The sequence below is a fragment of the Okeania hirsuta genome (assembly GCF_003838195.1).
Lineage (GTDB): Bacteria > Cyanobacteriota > Cyanobacteriia > Cyanobacteriales > Microcoleaceae > Okeania > Okeania hirsuta.
Map to the genome: position 1 here is coordinate 37,963 of NZ_RCBY01000007.1, position 16,712 is coordinate 54,674.

At 36.6% G+C, this 16,712-nt stretch carries 14 protein-coding genes; 8 read left to right on the plus strand and 6 right to left on the minus strand.

What is annotated here, in order from left to right:
* Window positions 1-70: 70 nt before the first annotated feature.
* From D5R40_RS02300 to D5R40_RS02320, 5 genes are all read left to right on the plus strand, one after another.
* Window positions 71-1,336 carry an RNA-guided endonuclease InsQ/TnpB family protein gene (locus tag D5R40_RS02300; protein WP_124154183.1) on the plus strand — a complete coding sequence of 422 codons (1,266 nt, stop codon included), beginning with the start codon at window positions 71-73 and terminating at the stop codon, window positions 1,334-1,336.
* Between the two features lie 133 nt (window positions 1,337-1,469).
* Window positions 1,470-2,246 (plus strand): amino acid ABC transporter ATP-binding protein, encoded by a 777-nt coding sequence (locus D5R40_RS02305; protein ID WP_124143602.1) that lies wholly within the window; start codon window positions 1,470-1,472, stop codon window positions 2,244-2,246.
* A gap of 300 nt (window positions 2,247-2,546) precedes the next feature.
* Complete coding sequence (locus tag D5R40_RS02310) at window positions 2,547-3,308, plus strand: RNA methyltransferase (protein WP_124143601.1); 762 nt, start codon at window positions 2,547-2,549, stop codon at window positions 3,306-3,308.
* Between the two features lie 658 nt (window positions 3,309-3,966).
* Window positions 3,967-5,370 (plus strand): serine hydrolase, encoded by a 1,404-nt coding sequence (locus tag D5R40_RS02315; protein ID WP_124143600.1) that lies wholly within the window; start codon window positions 3,967-3,969, stop codon window positions 5,368-5,370.
* 590 nt (window positions 5,371-5,960) lie between these two features.
* Window positions 5,961-8,462: a CHASE2 domain-containing protein gene (locus tag D5R40_RS02320; protein WP_124143599.1), complete on the plus strand. Its 2,502-nt coding sequence runs from the start codon at window positions 5,961-5,963 to the stop codon at window positions 8,460-8,462.
* 80 nt (window positions 8,463-8,542) lie between these two features.
* Here the strand turns inward: D5R40_RS02320 and D5R40_RS02325 are convergent, their stop codons facing one another.
* Complete coding sequence (locus D5R40_RS02325; protein WP_124143598.1) at window positions 8,543-9,787, minus strand: WD40 repeat domain-containing protein; 1,245 nt, start codon at window positions 9,785-9,787, stop codon at window positions 8,543-8,545.
* Between the two features lie 147 nt (window positions 9,788-9,934).
* On the minus strand, window positions 9,935-10,372 hold the full coding sequence (locus D5R40_RS02330) for a DUF4079 domain-containing protein (RefSeq protein WP_124143597.1): 438 nt from the start codon (window positions 10,370-10,372) through the stop codon (window positions 9,935-9,937).
* A 331-nt stretch (window positions 10,373-10,703) separates the two neighbouring features.
* Here D5R40_RS02330 and D5R40_RS02335 point away from each other — a divergent pair, with 331 nt between their 5' ends.
* The 3 genes from D5R40_RS02335 (at window position 10,704) to D5R40_RS02345 (ending at window position 12,974) form a co-directional block, all read left to right on the plus strand.
* On the plus strand, window positions 10,704-11,177 hold the full coding sequence (locus D5R40_RS02335; protein ID WP_124154184.1) for a hypothetical protein: 474 nt from the start codon (window positions 10,704-10,706) through the stop codon (window positions 11,175-11,177).
* Window positions 11,178-11,432: 255 nt separating this feature from the next.
* Window positions 11,433-12,392: a M48 family metalloprotease gene (locus D5R40_RS02340; RefSeq protein WP_124143596.1), complete on the plus strand. Its 960-nt coding sequence runs from the start codon at window positions 11,433-11,435 to the stop codon at window positions 12,390-12,392.
* Between the two features lie 159 nt (window positions 12,393-12,551).
* Entirely contained in the window at window positions 12,552-12,974 is a 423-nt protein-coding gene (locus tag D5R40_RS02345) for a DUF4359 domain-containing protein (protein WP_124143595.1), read from the plus strand.
* A 205-nt stretch (window positions 12,975-13,179) separates the two neighbouring features.
* Here D5R40_RS02345 and D5R40_RS02350 read toward each other — a convergent pair whose 3' ends face one another.
* From D5R40_RS02350 to hisS, 4 genes are all read right to left on the minus strand, one after another.
* Window positions 13,180-13,695 carry a GNAT family N-acetyltransferase gene (locus tag D5R40_RS02350; protein ID WP_124143594.1) on the minus strand — a complete coding sequence of 172 codons (516 nt, stop codon included), beginning with the start codon at window positions 13,693-13,695 and terminating at the stop codon, window positions 13,180-13,182.
* Window positions 13,696-13,996: 301 nt separating this feature from the next.
* Window positions 13,997-14,365, minus strand: coding sequence for a GNAT family N-acetyltransferase (locus D5R40_RS02355; RefSeq protein WP_124143593.1), 369 nt, complete (start codon window positions 14,363-14,365; stop codon window positions 13,997-13,999).
* Window positions 14,366-14,390: 25 nt separating this feature from the next.
* A complete protein-coding gene (locus tag D5R40_RS34410; RefSeq protein WP_161564359.1) occupies window positions 14,391-14,546 on the minus strand; it encodes a hypothetical protein in 156 nt (51 codons plus the stop codon).
* A gap of 506 nt (window positions 14,547-15,052) precedes the next feature.
* Window positions 15,053-16,444, minus strand: a complete 1,392-nt coding sequence (gene hisS / locus D5R40_RS02360; protein ID WP_124143592.1) for a histidine--tRNA ligase — start codon at window positions 16,442-16,444, stop codon at window positions 15,053-15,055.
* Between the last annotated feature and the right edge of the window lie 268 nt (window positions 16,445-16,712).

Consider the following 16,712-nt stretch of genomic DNA (forward strand, 5'->3'; position numbering starts at 1 on the left):
TCAAAAGTTATCTATCGATCCCTTCAAATCAGCATTTACAGCAATTGCGCTTTGTGGTATCGTTCAAACTATGCTCGTACTCAACTACACTTATCGAATTTATCCCGACCAAAAACAAGTCGAGTTATTGAATGAATGGCTCGAAACTTCTCGTAGTGCTTATAACTATGCTCTTCGAGAACTTAAGGATTGGATTGCCTCGAGAAAATGTCCAATAGACCGGTGTAGTTTGGACAGTGAGTATATTATGAGTGCTGATTACCCATTCCCTGGATATCAGCAACAGCAAAACAATCTCCCCAAGGCTAAGAAAGAGTTTCCGCGACTAGCTGCTGTTCCTTCTCAGGTATTGCAGACAACTATCCGAAGATTGCACGATGCTTGGGACTTTTTCCAGAACAGAGGTTATGGATTTCCTCGCTTCAAAAAGTACGGACAAATGAAGTCTATGTTGTTTCCTCAATTTAAAGTCAATCCGATTACAGGATGGCTTCTCAAACTCCCTAAATTAGGAAAAGTCCAAATAAACTTGCATCGTCCAATACCTGAAGATTTTATTGTCAAGCAGGTCAGGATACTAAAGAAGGCAATGGGGTGGTTTGCTGTAATTACTATTCAATCTGATATTTCTATTCCAGAACCCCTACCCCACGGGCATTTCATCGGGGTAGATGTAGGACTGGATAAATACCTAGCGACCAGTGATGGTTTCGTAGAACCTGGACGAAAATTTTTCCAGACAGAGCATAGTCGGCTGAAAGTGCTACAACGCAGATTGTCTAAGAAAAATAAGGGTTCTGCTAATTATGAGAAAGCAAGGATTAAAGTAGAGAAACAGCATAATCATATTGCATTCAGACGCAAAGACTATCAGCTCAAATTAGCCCATAAATTATGCGACATGGCTGAGACTATCTTTGTAGAAGACATAGATTTTAGAACCATGGCTAAAGGTTTCTTGGGTAAACATACTGTTGATGCAGGTTTTGGACAGTTTAGGAGTATTTTATTTGATGTTGGGAAACAGCGGGGAGTATACGTTGCTCAAGTAGACCACAAAGGTACTTCTCAAACTTGCCCAAACTGCCGTAGTCTAGTCAGAAAAGAACTCTCTAATAGATGGCATAGCTGTCCAGAATGCAAATATGAGGCTGATAGAGACGTAGCTTCAGCACAGGAAATATGTAACCGAGGTTATGAGCAACTTAGTACCCAGGGACTCTGGGGGCAAGAAATGGGCTGTCAAGTCGGGCTGTCGGGGACTTTTTGTCTAGACAAGTGGCGCAGGGCAGCAATGTCTAACAGCGATGTTGGAAGCCCGCACTGCACCTCCTAGAGGTCAGCGTCGGGAGGATGTCACAGGTATTATAGAAATAGACAGATAAGGCGCGGACTTATACTGATAATTATCTTTAGACAGGGAAATATTTTTCCTACTGTTCCCTATTCCCTATTCCCTATTCCCTTCCATGACAGAAACAAAAACCAAACAAACTGAAGCACAAATAAATTCTGATTTAGCAATAGTTGCTAGAGATGTTCAAAAGTGGTACAGCAATAATTTTCATGTCCTTCGTGGAGTAAGTCTCACAGTAAAACGTGGAGAAGTAGTAGTAATTATGGGGCCAAGTGGCTCAGGTAAATCCACCTTTATCCGTACTTTTAATGCTTTAGAAGAATATCAAAAAGGTAGCATTATTATTGATGGCATCAGTTTATCCCATGACTTGAAAAATATTGAGGCAATTAGGCGAGATGTGGGAATGGTATTTCAGCAGTTTAATTTATTTCCCCATCTCACAGTTTTGCAAAATGTCACCTTAGCGCCAATATGGGTGCGTCGATGGCCAAAAGTCAAAGCGGAAGAAGTGGCAATGCAACTTTTGGAAAGAGTGGGTATTTTGGAACAGGCAAAAAAATTTCCCGGTCAACTTTCTGGCGGTCAGCAGCAAAGGGTGGCGATCGCCCGCGCTTTAGCGATGCAACCAAAAATTATGTTGTTTGACGAACCGACTTCTGCATTAGACCCAGAGATGGTGCGAGAAGTTTTGGATGTAATGCGAAATTTGGCAAATTCGGGAATGACGATGGTAGTTGTGACTCATGAAGTAGGTTTTGCCAGGGAGGTGGCAGACCGGATCGTATTAATGGCTGATGGGTTATTGGTAGAGGAGGCGACCCCAGAAGAATTTTTTCAAAACCCGAAGGAGGAGCGCACGCGCCAATTTTTGTCACAGATTTTGTAGGTTTCAAAAAGCTGGAGTTGAGAAAATATGCCTTTGAGTTCTCTCGCTTTCAGAAGCACAGAACAAATGGAAGGGATTTGATTTACTCATCAACTTCATTTTCTGAAGCTCAAAAAATTAGGGGTTGTATGTCACAAAAAATCGTGATAATCTGAGAATAGAATTATATATTGGGTTGCGTTTGCCCATATACATGACTTTTTATTCAACTAAAAAATCAGAGTAAAAACCAAATACATATAATGAATTGCGCTGTCAAACTCAGATAACGCCAGATTTTCCCTCTTCCCTCTTCCCTTAATGCTTAAACAACAATCAACACAAATAAGAATAGTATTAGTAGAACCTGCCGGACCACTGAATGTTGGTTCTGTAGCCCGGATTATGAAAAATATGGGTTTCCATCACCTAGTCTTAGTTAATCCTCAATGCGACCCCCATGGACTAGAAGCCAGGAAAATGGCAGTTCATGCCCCAGAAATTTTAGAAACGGCCACCATAGTTCAAACATTACCTGAAGCACTGAAAGGATGTCAAAGAGCGATCGCCACAACATCCCTAGACCGTTCATTACCCACCAAGCTAGAAAACCCCCGACATTCCCTACCTTGGCTATTAGGATATCCAGCAGCCTTAATATTTGGCAGAGAAGACAGAGGCTTAACTAATGTAGAATTAAACTATGCCCAAAGATTTGTCCGTATTCCATCAGATAATACCTATCGTTCACTAAATCTGGCTCAAGCAGTAGCTATCTGTTGTTATGAACTATATCATTTGCAAACTATAGCACTGAGCGACCAAAAAAGTCAGGATAGTCCACCTAACCCGGCCCCTAATTTAGAAGCTCCAATAGATTTAATAGAGGCATATTATCAGGATCTAGAAACCCTGCTACTGAAAATAGGTTATCTTTATCCCCATACAGCATCTAGCAGGATGGAAAAAATTCGTCGTCTATTCAATCGCGCCTATCCTTCTACTGAAGAAGTGGCCATGTTACGCGGAATGATTAGGCAAATGAATTGGGCACTTTCTAATCATTGTGAAAATGATAGTTAATCTATTTTTTCTGGGTATTCTTTAATAGAGTTGTCGCTAAATAAAGGGAAAAAATCACTCTAACCTAGACAGAGCAATAAATACAAGCATTTTTGCATAATAATAGCTACAATCCTTACAGAACAAGGTTTTTGGGATTTTTTTAAGTTATAAAGCGACATTTTTAAGTTATAAAGCGACAAGTCCAATATATAAATAAATGGCTGAATAGAAATATCTGAGAACCAAGTTAGAGATGCTTGTGAAAATCTTCTGGATTTATCTGTAAAGTGTTTTTTTGTCTAGAATAGTCAAAATATAGTTACGACTTGCGCTAAAGTAATAGATAACTTACCTAAATTATAGGCGATCGAGCAAAGTTAATCTGAGATTAAGTTAGTTTTCTAGTTCTAACCAATCTAACTCAATATTAATAATATTAATAATGTCACAACCCGTGAGAAATCAAATAATTATCTATATTTTCTCTTGGTCTTAAGTTTTTTCCCTTGATATATTAGTTATATGACTTTTGACTTTTGTGAAATGGAATAAATTAATATACCTCTTGAAAACTGAAAGTCCAATAAATTTTCATGCAGAAATAGTCAATTTTTGTTGATTTTGATTTACTTCTGTTAGATAAACAAAATTATAGTTATAAATTAAGGTATTTGGAGTGGTTCAGAGATTTCCTAGTCCATCAATTCTTTCAGTAGTATCATCCCCTACTAGGCCAGATTCTCAATCGAAGCAATCTAGTAGTAGACAACAAAATCATCCCGTACAACCGCAGCTACCCCTCAAAAGAAAGCGTAACGTAGCTAAATTTCCTCTACCACCTTCTGAGGAACCTTATCTTAGGTCTGTCCCCCCAAGAAAGAAAGTTGTTCCCCCTAGAACCTTAAAAACAGAAGTTCCTAGATTTCAATCTCACAGAGCTAAACGTAGTCGAAGAGATGAACTGGCTAGATTAAGATCCATCGCAGAACAACAACCCAAAACATCTACTCGACCCCAAAAACGGCTAGAAAAAGCCCAATCTTTTATTTCTCAGCCACCACTCCAAAAAAAGTCCCCACTCACAAGTCGTAAACGCTCTGTGTCTTCTTCGGTAGTGTTGTACACAACTCGGATGTTAATTTTGGGTATGGGAATAGCGGTAATTAGTGGAACATTGCTATCAATGTTGAAACCTGGAAGTAGTTCTAGTGTCCTTTCTCAAGCAGCAGATATAGAACCAAATCAAGAATGGAAATCTCCCTCCATTGTACCTTTAGCAGTACAACAAACTAGAGAAATTACAGCTTTGAAAACAGAGCTAGATACAGTCATCGCAGAATATCCAAAACTCACCCCAGGAATATTCCTGATTGATGTTGATACTGGTGCTTATCTAGATATTAATGGAAATGTCGCTATTGCAGCAGCTAGTACCATTAAGGTGCCAATATTAGTAGCTTTTTTTCAAGCTGTGGACCAAGGCCGCATCAAACTAGATGATATGTTGACAATGGAGGAATCTCATGTAGCTGAGGGTTCGGGAGATATGCAGTTTCGCAGACCTGGTACTAAATATACGGCTTTGCAAACAGCGACAAAAATGATCGTGATTAGTGATAATACCGCAACCAATATGTTGATTGAAACACTTGGTGGATCTGAAGTTTTGAATCAGTTGTTTCAGAGTTGGGGTTTGAAGAATACTACTATTAATGACTCCTTACCAGACCTCTCTGGCACTAATACAACAACTCCCAAGGATTTGATAAATTTAATTTCACAGGTAAATCAAGGTGGGTTGGTATCTCTAAAGTCTCGCGATCGCCTGTTTAGAATTATGGAAAGGACTAAAAATGATTCATTGTTACCTCGGGGCATAGGTAGAGGTACTATTATTGCTCACAAAACAGGTAACCTGAAGTCCGTATTAGCAGATGTGGGTATGATTGATTTGCTCAATGGCAAGCGCTATCTATTGGCTGTATTGGTGAAACGCCTAGATGACGAACAAACTGCCGTAGACTTGATTCGCGATGTATCCAAAAAAACTTATCAATATCTTGAATCTTCAGAGCAATAGTTGTTTGTTATGTAAGTAAGATATTACAAATAAGTCTTCTAGGTGTTCTACAAATTGCTATATTTCGCTAACTTAGGGTTTGCTGAATAAGTCTTTTGGTATGGGGTAGGAGTCAGTCCTCAGGAAGACCAAGCCAGGAGGAATAGGGAATTTAGAGGAGGGAGTCGGATATTTTATCCCTTGATTTTTCTACAATTATTCTGCCTTTTATCCTAACTTTTTAGTCGCTCAAGCTTAAAAAGTTGCACTTTTTTTCGGTGTAAAAAAGCTAAAACCTTTACCTGTCAGTGCTTTTAGATTTAATCAGCAAGCCCTAACTAGTGTTATAGAATTATTGAGGGAAAATTAGTATAAAAAGAAGGTATAACACTGTGAATACAGGTTCGGATGTTTTAATATTCTCTTGCATCGTGCGTTTTCCCTTTCAACTTTCTATTTAAAACTTTGGCGATCGCTTATTTTACGGAAGAAAAGATATAGCGATCGCTGTTTTTATAGCTTAATAGAGTTGTCCTTATATATCTCTAAGTTCTCTGTAATTAATTGATAATTGCTAAAGTAAAGAGGTATGCGATCAAAATCAAAGAAAAATGACTCAGACTGCTTATAGATTCTACCTGAAGATTCAACAAGTTGAAAAAGTCTGCTTATTTGAACTTGCCTGGGGTAGAGGACAACAATTAAGTGTAACTATTCCTTATCCTGAAAACCTTACCATATTTTATCAAGATTGGCAAACAAAATATCTAAGTTTTTATCATAGAGCTTTACGAGGAAGGGTAGTAAGTACAGGAACAATAATCAGACAAGTTGATTGGGAACAAAAATTGGTCCAAGCAGAAGCAAAACTTCTGTGTGAATTTCATCGTTGGTTAAGACACGAAGAACTGTTTGAAATTAGAGCAATTATTGCTCAAGCAGCCAAACAAAAAACAGAAAATTTCCTACCATCACAGCACAACACTCATGTACCTACTATTGACATATTTTTAACTTGTAACTGCCAAGAATTATGTCGTTTACCCTGGGAAGTATGGGAAATTACAGAATTTGCTGCATCCAGTAAAATTAGAATAGTCCGCCAACCTATTAATATCCACGATACACCAGTCAATTATCAATCCAAACCCTGTCGAGGTAAAGCTAGGGTATTAGCAATACTGGGAGATGATACAGGTTTAAATTTCCAGGTAGATAGAGAAGCAGTAAAATCATTATCCCCAATAGCAGAAGTAGAGTTTGTGGGTTGGCAACCTCATGAGCGTCAAGCACAGCTAAAAGACAAAATTGTCAAAGCAATAAAAGACGAACGTGGGTGGGATATCTTATTTTTCGCAGGACACAGTAATGAAAATCTGAATACAGGAGGGGAACTAGCGATCGCTCCAGGGATATCTCTATCCATGATCGAAATTGCTCAATCCTTAACTATAGCCAAACAGAGAGGTTTACAATTTGCCATCTTCAATTCCTGTAGTGGTTTAAGCATCGCTAACACCTTGATAGACTTGGGTTTAAGTCAAGTTGCCGTCATGCGAGAACCTATTCATAACCAAGTCGCCCAAGAATTTTTAGTGCGCTTTCTACAAAGTTTAGCCGAATACAAAGATGTTCACGAATCATTATTATCAGCGTGTCAATTTTTAAAGTTAGAGAAAAATCTCACCTATCCTAGTACATATTTAATACCGTCTTTGTTTTGCCACCCGGATGCTCCACTATTTTGTCTTCAACCATCTAGAATTAAAGACAAATGCAAACGGTGGTTACCTAGCAAACAAGAAGCGATGGCGCTCGGTTCATTAATTTTATGCAGTTGGCAATTATCAACTCAAAGCTTTTTAATTGAAAAGCGAGTATTAGTGCAAGCTATGTATCGGCAATTTACCAATCAACCTGATAGCAAAAATTCGCCTCCCGTGCTATTAGTTGAAATCGACGAAGAGTCCATCAAAAAAGCCAAAATATCCGATCCTAGACCTATGGATCGTAGCTATATAGCCAAAATCATCGATCGACTAACATCTATAAACGCCAAAATCATTGGTGTTGATTATCTATTAGATCGCCATCAACCAAAAAACGACCGACAACTAGCTCGTACTCTGCGCTCATCCATAAAAAAACAAAATACTTGGTTTGTTTTAGCGACATCTCGTAATCTAGCTGGTAGTTGGTTTGAACCCTTGCCAGAGTTAGCATCTCCAAATTGGCAACTACAGGGAGATACTTTTGTTGTCGGTTATGACAGTTACGTTACCCATTTTACACTGCTACCAAGGCAATATTCTAGCAAGAGACCATTGCCCTTTGCTTATTGGTTAGCAGTTGCTCACCGGTTAAACTTTGAACAATCTGGGGAGTTGCTTCAACCTCAGATTAATTCTTCAGAGAGTTGGGTATCTCAAGTGAAAAATCATATTAATCAGACCACAGGTGAATATGGATTTTTGGATTTATTTTCCAATTCATCTCGCTTACAACCTTTAACTAAATTTTCCTATAAATTAGGGCAAATGTGGATGCATCCAATTATAGATTTTTCTGTTCCCCCAGAAGCAGTTTTTCAACGTTTACCTGCTTGGCAACTTTTGGAGAGTAATGATTCCCCATTATTACCACTAATTACACTAGATAAACGTCCATCAATAGTAATTATTGCTGCTAGATATAAAGATGCAGGATTAGTTGCTCCAGGAGGAGACAATTTTCCTTTACCTGCTGCTGTTGGTTTCTGGCGCTCTCAACATCCTGCAAACCCCAGTACAGTATTTACTGGAGGGGAAATTCATGCTTATATGGTTCATCATTTGCTCAATCAAAGATTAGTTATACCTATTCCTAATTTATGGTTAATTGTATTAGCTGCTTTGTTAGGAAAAGGAACAGTATTAGTATTAGGGAATAGTACTAATACTCAAAAACAAGAAATTATTCTGTTATTGTTTTTATTAACTTTAATTTATGCACTGGCGAGTCTACAAATTTATATTTCAGCAGCAATTTTATTACCTTGGTTGTTACCTAGTCTAACATTTTGGATTTATATCTTTTTATATTTGATTAACCGTAAGTCACGTTATTTTAATTGAGGTTTTATATGATTTTGAAAAAAAATATTACAAATGGTGTAGGGAAGGAAAAAAGACAGAAAATATAATAAAAAAATCAATCAATTCGGGTGAAAAGCTAAAGACGTTACCCAACCAGAATGCTGTTGAAGAATACGAGGTGGTTGATAGCTATTGATATTCCACAAACGAATACTTCTGTCAGCACTTCCACTAGCCATAGTTTTACCATCGCTACTTAAAGCAACTGCCCAAACCTTATCCTGATGACCATTAAAAATACGTTTGAGTTTTCCTGTTTCTAGTTGCCACAACCGAATAGTTTGATCGGCACTCCCACTAACCACATTTTTTCCATCGCTGCTAATAGCAACTGCAAAAACTGAGTCTCCATGACTGGTAGGAGAGTTGGGAGCAAAAAAAGTGTGACAATGTTGTTTTGTCTCTATATTATATGTGGTGATTTTTCCGTCGAAGTCTCCGCTAACGAGTATGGGAGTCTTGATATTAAGAGCGACAGTTTGTACTTCCTGTGAATATCCGAAAAAAGTGTAGAGACGTTTACCAGTTTTGATATTCCATAAGCTGACTGAGCGATCGCTACTTGCTGTGGCAAAAGTTTGACCATCTCCACTAACAGTCACAGCATTAATTGAGGCGGTATGTGCTTTGATAACTTTTGTACATTTCCAAATTAATTTTTGCTGCGGTTGTAGCTCCGAAGTTTCTGTGGGTGAGGTAGAAAAACTTGATTTATTTTGGCAACCTATATTTTTCTTCAGTTGTGTCAACTCTGCCTCTATTTCCAAATCAGTAAATTTTTGCTTTGCCACAGTTTCAGTCAAGACAAAATCCAATTCAACCATGGTTTGATTATAAGCTTCTTGCCACGAAACTCGATCTAAAAATTTCCCCTCCATCTGCTCAAAAATAGCAAAAGAATCAACTATTCGGTTTTGTGGGGATGAGTTAATCGCTTGAAAAAATCCATAAAGACCAAGACCAACTACTCCACCAAAAGTTGCCATTGCTCCCATACCAACACCAAAAGCAGTCCCCCCAACTCCCAAACCTATACCACCAATAGTAGAAGAAAGAGTAACTCCTCCATAACTACCCATACCAATAAAACCAATAGCAGTGGGGTCTGATTCTGTGATAGCTTTGACCGCTCCATAAGTTGCTGCACCGACAACTGCACCTGCACCGATAATAGGAGTTGCGCCGATGCTGATACCTCCAAAACTACCTATTAATCCAATATTGCCGACTGTGGTAGAAAAGGTTGCGCCAGTTGTTGCGCCTATGGATATATATGGAAGACTTTCAGGTAAATTTTTGCTCATTGCTAGAAACCCACTAATGTTTGGGTCAAGAAAAATGTGTGTTTGATTTCAACATAAACTTTTTCTGGTTAGCTCTGCATCAGTGGATTTACCAATTTTTTTAAGATCGAGTTTCGTATGTTATAATGCCTACCTTAATTCTTTGCTTCAAGGCAAATATTTCTGCACGACACTCCAACCAGTCAAAGATACTGTTGCGAAACTAAACAACAAAATAATATTAGTCGTGATATGGAGCGATCGCGCCCAAGGTTGTTTAGGATCAATCTGAGTCGCACTCCACGCGGAAACTAAAACCAAAGCTACAACAGTTAAACCAGCAGGTAAATGAGCAGAATGACCCAAGTTACCATAATAACCAATAGTTCCCACCAAACCAATTGCCAGTAACAAAATTACTAGAAATACCATTGTACCACCAATAATATAATGAAAACCTCGTAACCATTGGGGGCGTTTTTGTTTGTTATGGCGGGCAAAAAACATCCAACCGCCTGTTACTGCTAATAATGAATAGGCAAATAGGGAAAGACCCATAGACCAAGCTGCTATTTTCCATAGCCAGAGAAAAGAAGGTAAATTCATGTATATTGATTGTAATGTTTACATTCAAGATAAAGAGGGAACAGGGAGGAGCAATTGATAATTTATGGATAATAATTGATTTTATTCTTGATTTTTACCAGATGTCTAATAAATTAGACCATTTCTCAAAAACTTTTCTACGCTTTCTTGAGCAGGAGACCCACCCCTACTGCTCCCAGGAGGGGAAGTAGGGAAGTGGGGGAGAAGTAAACATAATAATAATTAACACTAACATAGCTAAAATTAGCAAAAAAAATATTTAGATAACTTAATTTAATGTTGTTCTATTTTTGGACATTTAACTATTGTCCAACAGTTAAGGAAAAAAATCATGGGTACTAGAGAAGCATCTTTTTTATTAGGTATATCTCGTCAACGTTTATTAGTTTTACTTGCTCAAGGAAGAGTTAAAGGAGCACAGAAAAAAGGTAGATTCTGGGAAATACCAGTATCTTCGAGTGGAATGCCCGTAATAATTCCGGCTCGGCGGGGTCCGAAAGGTATGTGGCGCAAGAAAGAAACTACTACACCAAAAATGATTCATGTCAATCAAAACAAAATTCAAAGTAATAAAACTAAGCCTCCAACAGAATTGGAACCTGTAGTGTCACTCAAGCACAGCGGTCATAACTATTATGGTTATGAGTTATATATTTCAGGTCCTTGCCAAATAGTCTATCGACCTTACAAACCAGCAAGTTGTGGCGCTCATCTGTGGATTAATACTTTTGATTCTGTGCAATTTATAGATACTAAATCGAATCCAGCTACTGCAAGGCAATCTAGCAAACAAATTTTCATCTAGTTTGCTTTCAAAGATAGAATATCATCACTAAAAAATATTTATTCGCTCAGAGCAGCTCAACTGACAATAACTTCAGCAGGCTTGGTGCTGTTTGTTTGTGGGAAATTGTCACAGTATTAAGGTAGAAAATTTTGAACTCTCCACACTTCTCACACTCCCTTACTCCCCTACTCCCCTACTCCTCTGCTGAATCCTGACTCCTAAAGTATTAAAATTAATATCATACACTAATTCAGCAACGCCAAAAATTTTATCATGCCTACCTATACTGGAATTTCTAGTGAAGCTTTTCGCCATCCCTTGGACCGGGAAGCAGAAAATGCTTTACGCAGCGTGCCTGGGTTTGACTTGATTGCCAGCAAATTTGTAGAATTTGTTTACGAACGCCCACAATATGTTTATTTAATGGGAAATAGTATTCAAGTTGGGCCTCGTCAATATGCTAGTATCTATCAGATATTTCGGGGATGCGTTAGAGATTTAGATATACTCCCCGAACCTACTTTATTTGTATCTCAAAATCCTCAAGTAAATAGCTATTCTCTAGGCAAAGAACAACCTTTAATTATCCTAAATACTGGTCTTTTAGACTTATTAAATGAGAAAGAATTAAAGACTGTACTAGCTCACGAATTAGGACATATTAAATGTGGCCACCCAACTTTAAACCAGATGGCAATTTGGGCAATGGGTATAGCTTCTATGATTGGGGAAGTAACATTTGGTTTGGGTAATGTAGTTAGTAGTGGATTGATTTATGCTTTCTATGAGTGGCGACGCAAAGCTGAGTTATCAGCAGACCGGGCGGCTTTGTTAGTGATGGATGACCTAAATTTAGTCATGGAAACTATGATGAAGTTGGCTGGGGTAAGTAGTAAGTATGCCAATGAGTGTAGTTTACAAGAGTTTATTCGTCAGTCCGATAATTATCAAGACTTAGACCAAGATGGCCTAAATCAAGTGTATAAATTCTTGCTTTATAATGGTGGTCAGGGTGTAATGTTGAGTCATCCTTTCCCTGTAGAAAGGCTACAGTATTTACAAAACTGGGCAAATTCTTCAGAATATCGTCAAATTCGTGCTGGTAACTACAAAAGAGCTGGTGCTGAGGGTGCTGTTGAGGTTGAAGTTGAATCCCCAAAAAATGAATCTGAAGAGTTGCGCCGTCAAATTCAGGAACTGCAAAAGGAAATTAATCGAATTAAGGGGAATTAAAAATATACTCTACTTCCTAAATTTATCCGGAAACTAGCTTGTATCTAGATGTAGTTAATAGTATGAAATATGTACAAATATTTGTTTCTCTTAGTAAGAAATATTAGTCTACTGTTTTCTGTATCTAAAACTATACAAAATAATCAGGTATTTATAATTATGTTACAAGATAAAAATAAGAATGGTTATAGCAAAGCACCTATATTTTGGGGTCTGAGCAAAGCAGGAGCGATCGCTCTGACAGTAGCAGCGACAGTCATGGGATTTACTAATCCTCCTAGAAGTGAATATGTTAATTATGCTTCTAATAAACTGGCAAGTGAGATTAGAGAATCTGTTTGTAAAGAGTCAAAAGTTCCAGATTTTTTGAGTGATTTTACAGGTGATTTAGTTCAAAGTTGTGAAAAGCTAATTAAGAGTCAAAGAACTACGATTAAAGAATTAATGGATAATGCCACTCAACGTCAGAATTTAATATTATTTAGTGTTTATACAACTGAGTTTCGTGGTAATAGATATCAGACTATTGGAGCAGTGGGAAATTTTCTGACATTTCCACCAGAGAAAATCGAGCAAAATTAATTACAATTCATGCTACTTCAGCGGGAGCATCTCAATGCAAGAATAAAGCCAAAAATTTATCGCTTTTAGGCAACAGGCAACAGGCAACAGGGAATAGGGAATATATAGGAAAAAAAAGTATTTTTGCAAATATGAAATGCACCCAATTCAGCAAACTTTGTAGAGGCGTTTTATTTAACGTCTCTATATTTTTTTTCCGAAATATTTAGAATTGATATTCTTTCTTAGATTCTAATAAATTTCTATACAAAGGTGATTTGATTTTTTCTAAATGCTCAATATTCACTATATCTAATACCATCAGCACCCTACTTTCATAAAATGAAGAATCAATTGTACCAATAGTTTGATAACCTAATTTTTCAAAAAAGGGAACCAAGTATGCTAAATTATCTATCAAATTAAATTTGATTTCATCTAACAACAGTTGTTTATAGTGTGCTTGCACTATTTTCAAAGCTATTAGCGTTCCTCTAAGATAACTTTTAACCATAAATCTCCTACTAATTGATGTAGATAAGACATTTGCATCTCCTACTGTTTCACTAATCTTATAAAACTTTATATAATAGTCTGAATCTAAATCTTTAGCATAATTGCATCGAGCAGTACCAACTAATTCATGATTATTAAAAGCTACAAATAAATTAGCACATAAGTCTAATGTGTCTTCTACTTTCTTTTGTTCGTGGTTAGGTTCATAGTTTGGACAATTTTTCAACCATCCTAGTTATTCTACATAGATTTGATAGCACAATTTAAATTTTTTTCTCTTTCTTCAGGAGTTTGAGCTAATCTGATTTCTAACATAATTAGAGATATAGCGTTTTTATTTGAGATGCGGAAACCAAATCCTCTTAAAAAGGGAATAAGGAATAGGCAATTAGCAATTTTAAAGGATGAAAAACAGTATTAAATTCTGAAAAATAAAAGGGAAGAGCTACTTAATACAGCATTTTTTTATGATAAAAAACCACGTTATAGATTTACATTTTATTGAAAAAACTATATTATTTCTTAGATTATAACAAGTTTCTATACAAAGATTGAAAAGGTGATTTAACTTTCTCTAAATGTTTAAAATCAAGTAGGCCTAGCACCATCAGCACACTACTTTCATACATTTGATAATCAATTTCACTAATAGTTTGATAACCTAGTTTTTCAAAAAAAGGAACCAAGTATAATTCGGCATCTACAAAATCAAATTTGATTCCATCTAGCAACTGTTGTTTGTATAATGCTTGCATTATTTTCAACCCTATACCTTTTCCTCTAAAATTACTTTGAACCATAAATCTCCCAGTAATTGATGTATATAAGGTATTTATATCTCCTACTTTTTCCATTTGATAGAGTTTTATATAGTAGTCTAAATCTAAGTTTTCCAAGCCTAAGTCTTTAGTATAATTGCATCTAAATAGTACCAACCAATTGATGATGATCGAGAGCCATAAATAGATTAGCAGATAAGTCCAATAGGTCTTCTACTTTCTTTTGTTGGTGGTTTGGTTCATAGTTTGGAAAATTTTCCAACCATCCTAGTTCTTCTGCATAGATTTGATAGCGCAATTTGAAAATTTATTCTCTTTCTTCAAGAGTCCGAGCTAATCTGATTTCTAACATAGTATTTATATCGATTCAACTTCTGTTATTTTTTCACTTACTTGCGATCAATTTCTATTCTGATTTGATAACAATTTTGAGAACTAAATCTCTGGCAATTACAAACAATAAACAATATTATACCATTTTTTTCATGGCAAAAAATCGTTGGTAGTCATATCAATGTCTCCTTAAACAGAATTGCTTGCTGTTCCACCGAAGGACTCTACAAGCTTTTCAGAAAAGGTTTAAATCTTAATGGAAATGTCTATTAATAGCCAGATAAAAAAGCTAATTGCTGATATCTGACTACTAATTAATTACTCTACAACATTACCGAAGAATTAATAATTAAATAATTCAGGTTTAAAGTCTCCCCTTTCAAGGGTAAAAAAATAAATTTTTTCCCTACCGTGTCAATCCTCTCCCTAAAAGGGAGAGGTAATTATCAATTATCAATTATCAATTATCAATTATTGAACCAATCTTTGTTTTAATACACCTGCTAAACCTGCTATTGGCACTTTCATTTGTTCGCCAGTTCGTAAATCTTTGAAACTACACATATTAGCTGCTGCTTCCTCAGAACCAATAATTATACAAAAAGGAATTTTTTGCTTATCAGCTTGTTGTAATTGTTTACCCACTCCACGACTATCAAAACTGGTTATAACATTCATCCCGCTACGACGCAATTTTTGGGAAACATCTAAATAAGTTGCCATTAAATCTTCTTGCATATTCACAACCATAACTGTTGCTGGAGTAGGAGCAAAAGATTCCAGAATACCCGCCTTTAATAAACGACTCATTAATCTAGTTAAACCAATAGAAATACCAACTCCTGGCATTTTCTCTCCAATAAAAGTTCCGACTAACTCTTCATATCTACCCCCAGAACAAATACTTCCTAAAGCTTCATGTCCGATTAAAGTAGTTTCATAAACTGTGCCCGTATAATAATCTAATCCCCTAGCTATTGATAGGTCAATACAAAAACGTTTGTCTGAAACTCCCAAATTTATGACACCAGAAATTACTGTTTCTAATTCAGAAATTCCCTGAGTTAAAACCTCAGAATTATCCAAAGTTTCTGTCATACTTTTCAGCTTATCCAAAACATCATCAACAGAACCTTTAATATTAGTAAAATCCCCAACTTTTTCTACTTGATATTCAGATAACCCAATTTCTTTCAAAGCTTTTTTAACTTTTACTTCTCCCACTTTTTCCGCAGTATCAACAATCCGAATACAAGACACAATATTCTCTGCTGCTACTCCCACAGATGCAAAAAAACCAGTTAAAACTTTGCGGTTATTAATTCTGATGAGAAAATCACCAATATTAATCGCTTCAAAGATTTCAGCAATAATCGCTGGAACTTGTGCATCATATAATAAACTTAATTTACCTCTACCAACAACATCAATATCACATTGTCTAAACTGTCGAAAACGACCATCTTTTGCCCGCTCCCCTCGAAAAACAACATCCATTTGATAACGAGCAAAAGGGAAATTTAGATCGTTCAAATGCCGAGCAATATAAGCAGCCAAAGGCACAGTTTGGTCGAATTTTAACGCCCTTTCTTCTGAGCCAGTATCTCCAGCTTTTTCCTTTTCTGCTTGACGATTTGGAGGTAGAATAGGAGATAAACCATAAACAATATTATCTCCTTGATTTCCTTTTGCTTGTAGAACCTCTAAACGTTCAACTGCTGGAGTTTCAATAGGTGTAAATCCGTAGCGTTCAAACACCTGACGAATTGTATCCATTAAGTAAGATTCTAATCGTTTTTCACCAGGGAGGAATTCTGGAAATCCACTAGGACAACTATAATTAATTTTATCTGTTTTTGCCATTTTTTACCTCATCTTTAGAGTAGGGGAGTATTCAACAACTAATAATTAATAATTAATAATTAACAATTACCTCTCCTTGAAAGCGGATAGGATTGAGTCAAAGGAAAATTTATTCTTCTCTTGGTCGATTAGATATGGTGAGGAAACTTCGCCATCTCTCGACCGCTTTTTATCTCCTTAAAAAGGGAGGCTTTAGACCACAATTTATCGGGAAAAATATAAATAATTAACGCACTACTGGCTATTAATTATTAAAAGGATTATTCGG

Bases quoted from the DNA above. Each gene is read 5' to 3' on its own strand.
- D5R40_RS02300 (WP_124154183.1), top strand. From the start codon at position 71: ATGCTCGTACTCAACTACACTTATCGAATTTATCCCGACCAAAAACAA.
- D5R40_RS02305 (WP_124143602.1), top strand. From the start codon at position 1,470: ATGACAGAAACAAAAACCAAACAAACTGAAGCACAAATAAATTCTGAT.
- D5R40_RS02310 (WP_124143601.1), top strand. From the start codon at position 2,547: ATGCTTAAACAACAATCAACACAAATAAGAATAGTATTAGTAGAACCT.
- D5R40_RS02320 (WP_124143599.1), top strand. From the start codon at position 5,961: ATGACTCAGACTGCTTATAGATTCTACCTGAAGATTCAACAAGTTGAA.
- D5R40_RS02325 (WP_124143598.1), bottom strand. From the start codon at position 9,787: ATGAGCAAAAATTTACCTGAAAGTCTTCCATATATATCCATAGGCGCA.
- D5R40_RS02330 (WP_124143597.1), bottom strand. From the start codon at position 10,372: ATGAATTTACCTTCTTTTCTCTGGCTATGGAAAATAGCAGCTTGGTCT.
- D5R40_RS02335 (WP_124154184.1), top strand. From the start codon at position 10,704: ATGGGTACTAGAGAAGCATCTTTTTTATTAGGTATATCTCGTCAACGT.
- D5R40_RS02340 (WP_124143596.1), top strand. From the start codon at position 11,433: ATGCCTACCTATACTGGAATTTCTAGTGAAGCTTTTCGCCATCCCTTG.
- D5R40_RS02345 (WP_124143595.1), top strand. From the start codon at position 12,552: ATGTTACAAGATAAAAATAAGAATGGTTATAGCAAAGCACCTATATTT.
- hisS (WP_124143592.1), bottom strand. From the start codon at position 16,444: ATGGCAAAAACAGATAAAATTAATTATAGTTGTCCTAGTGGATTTCCA.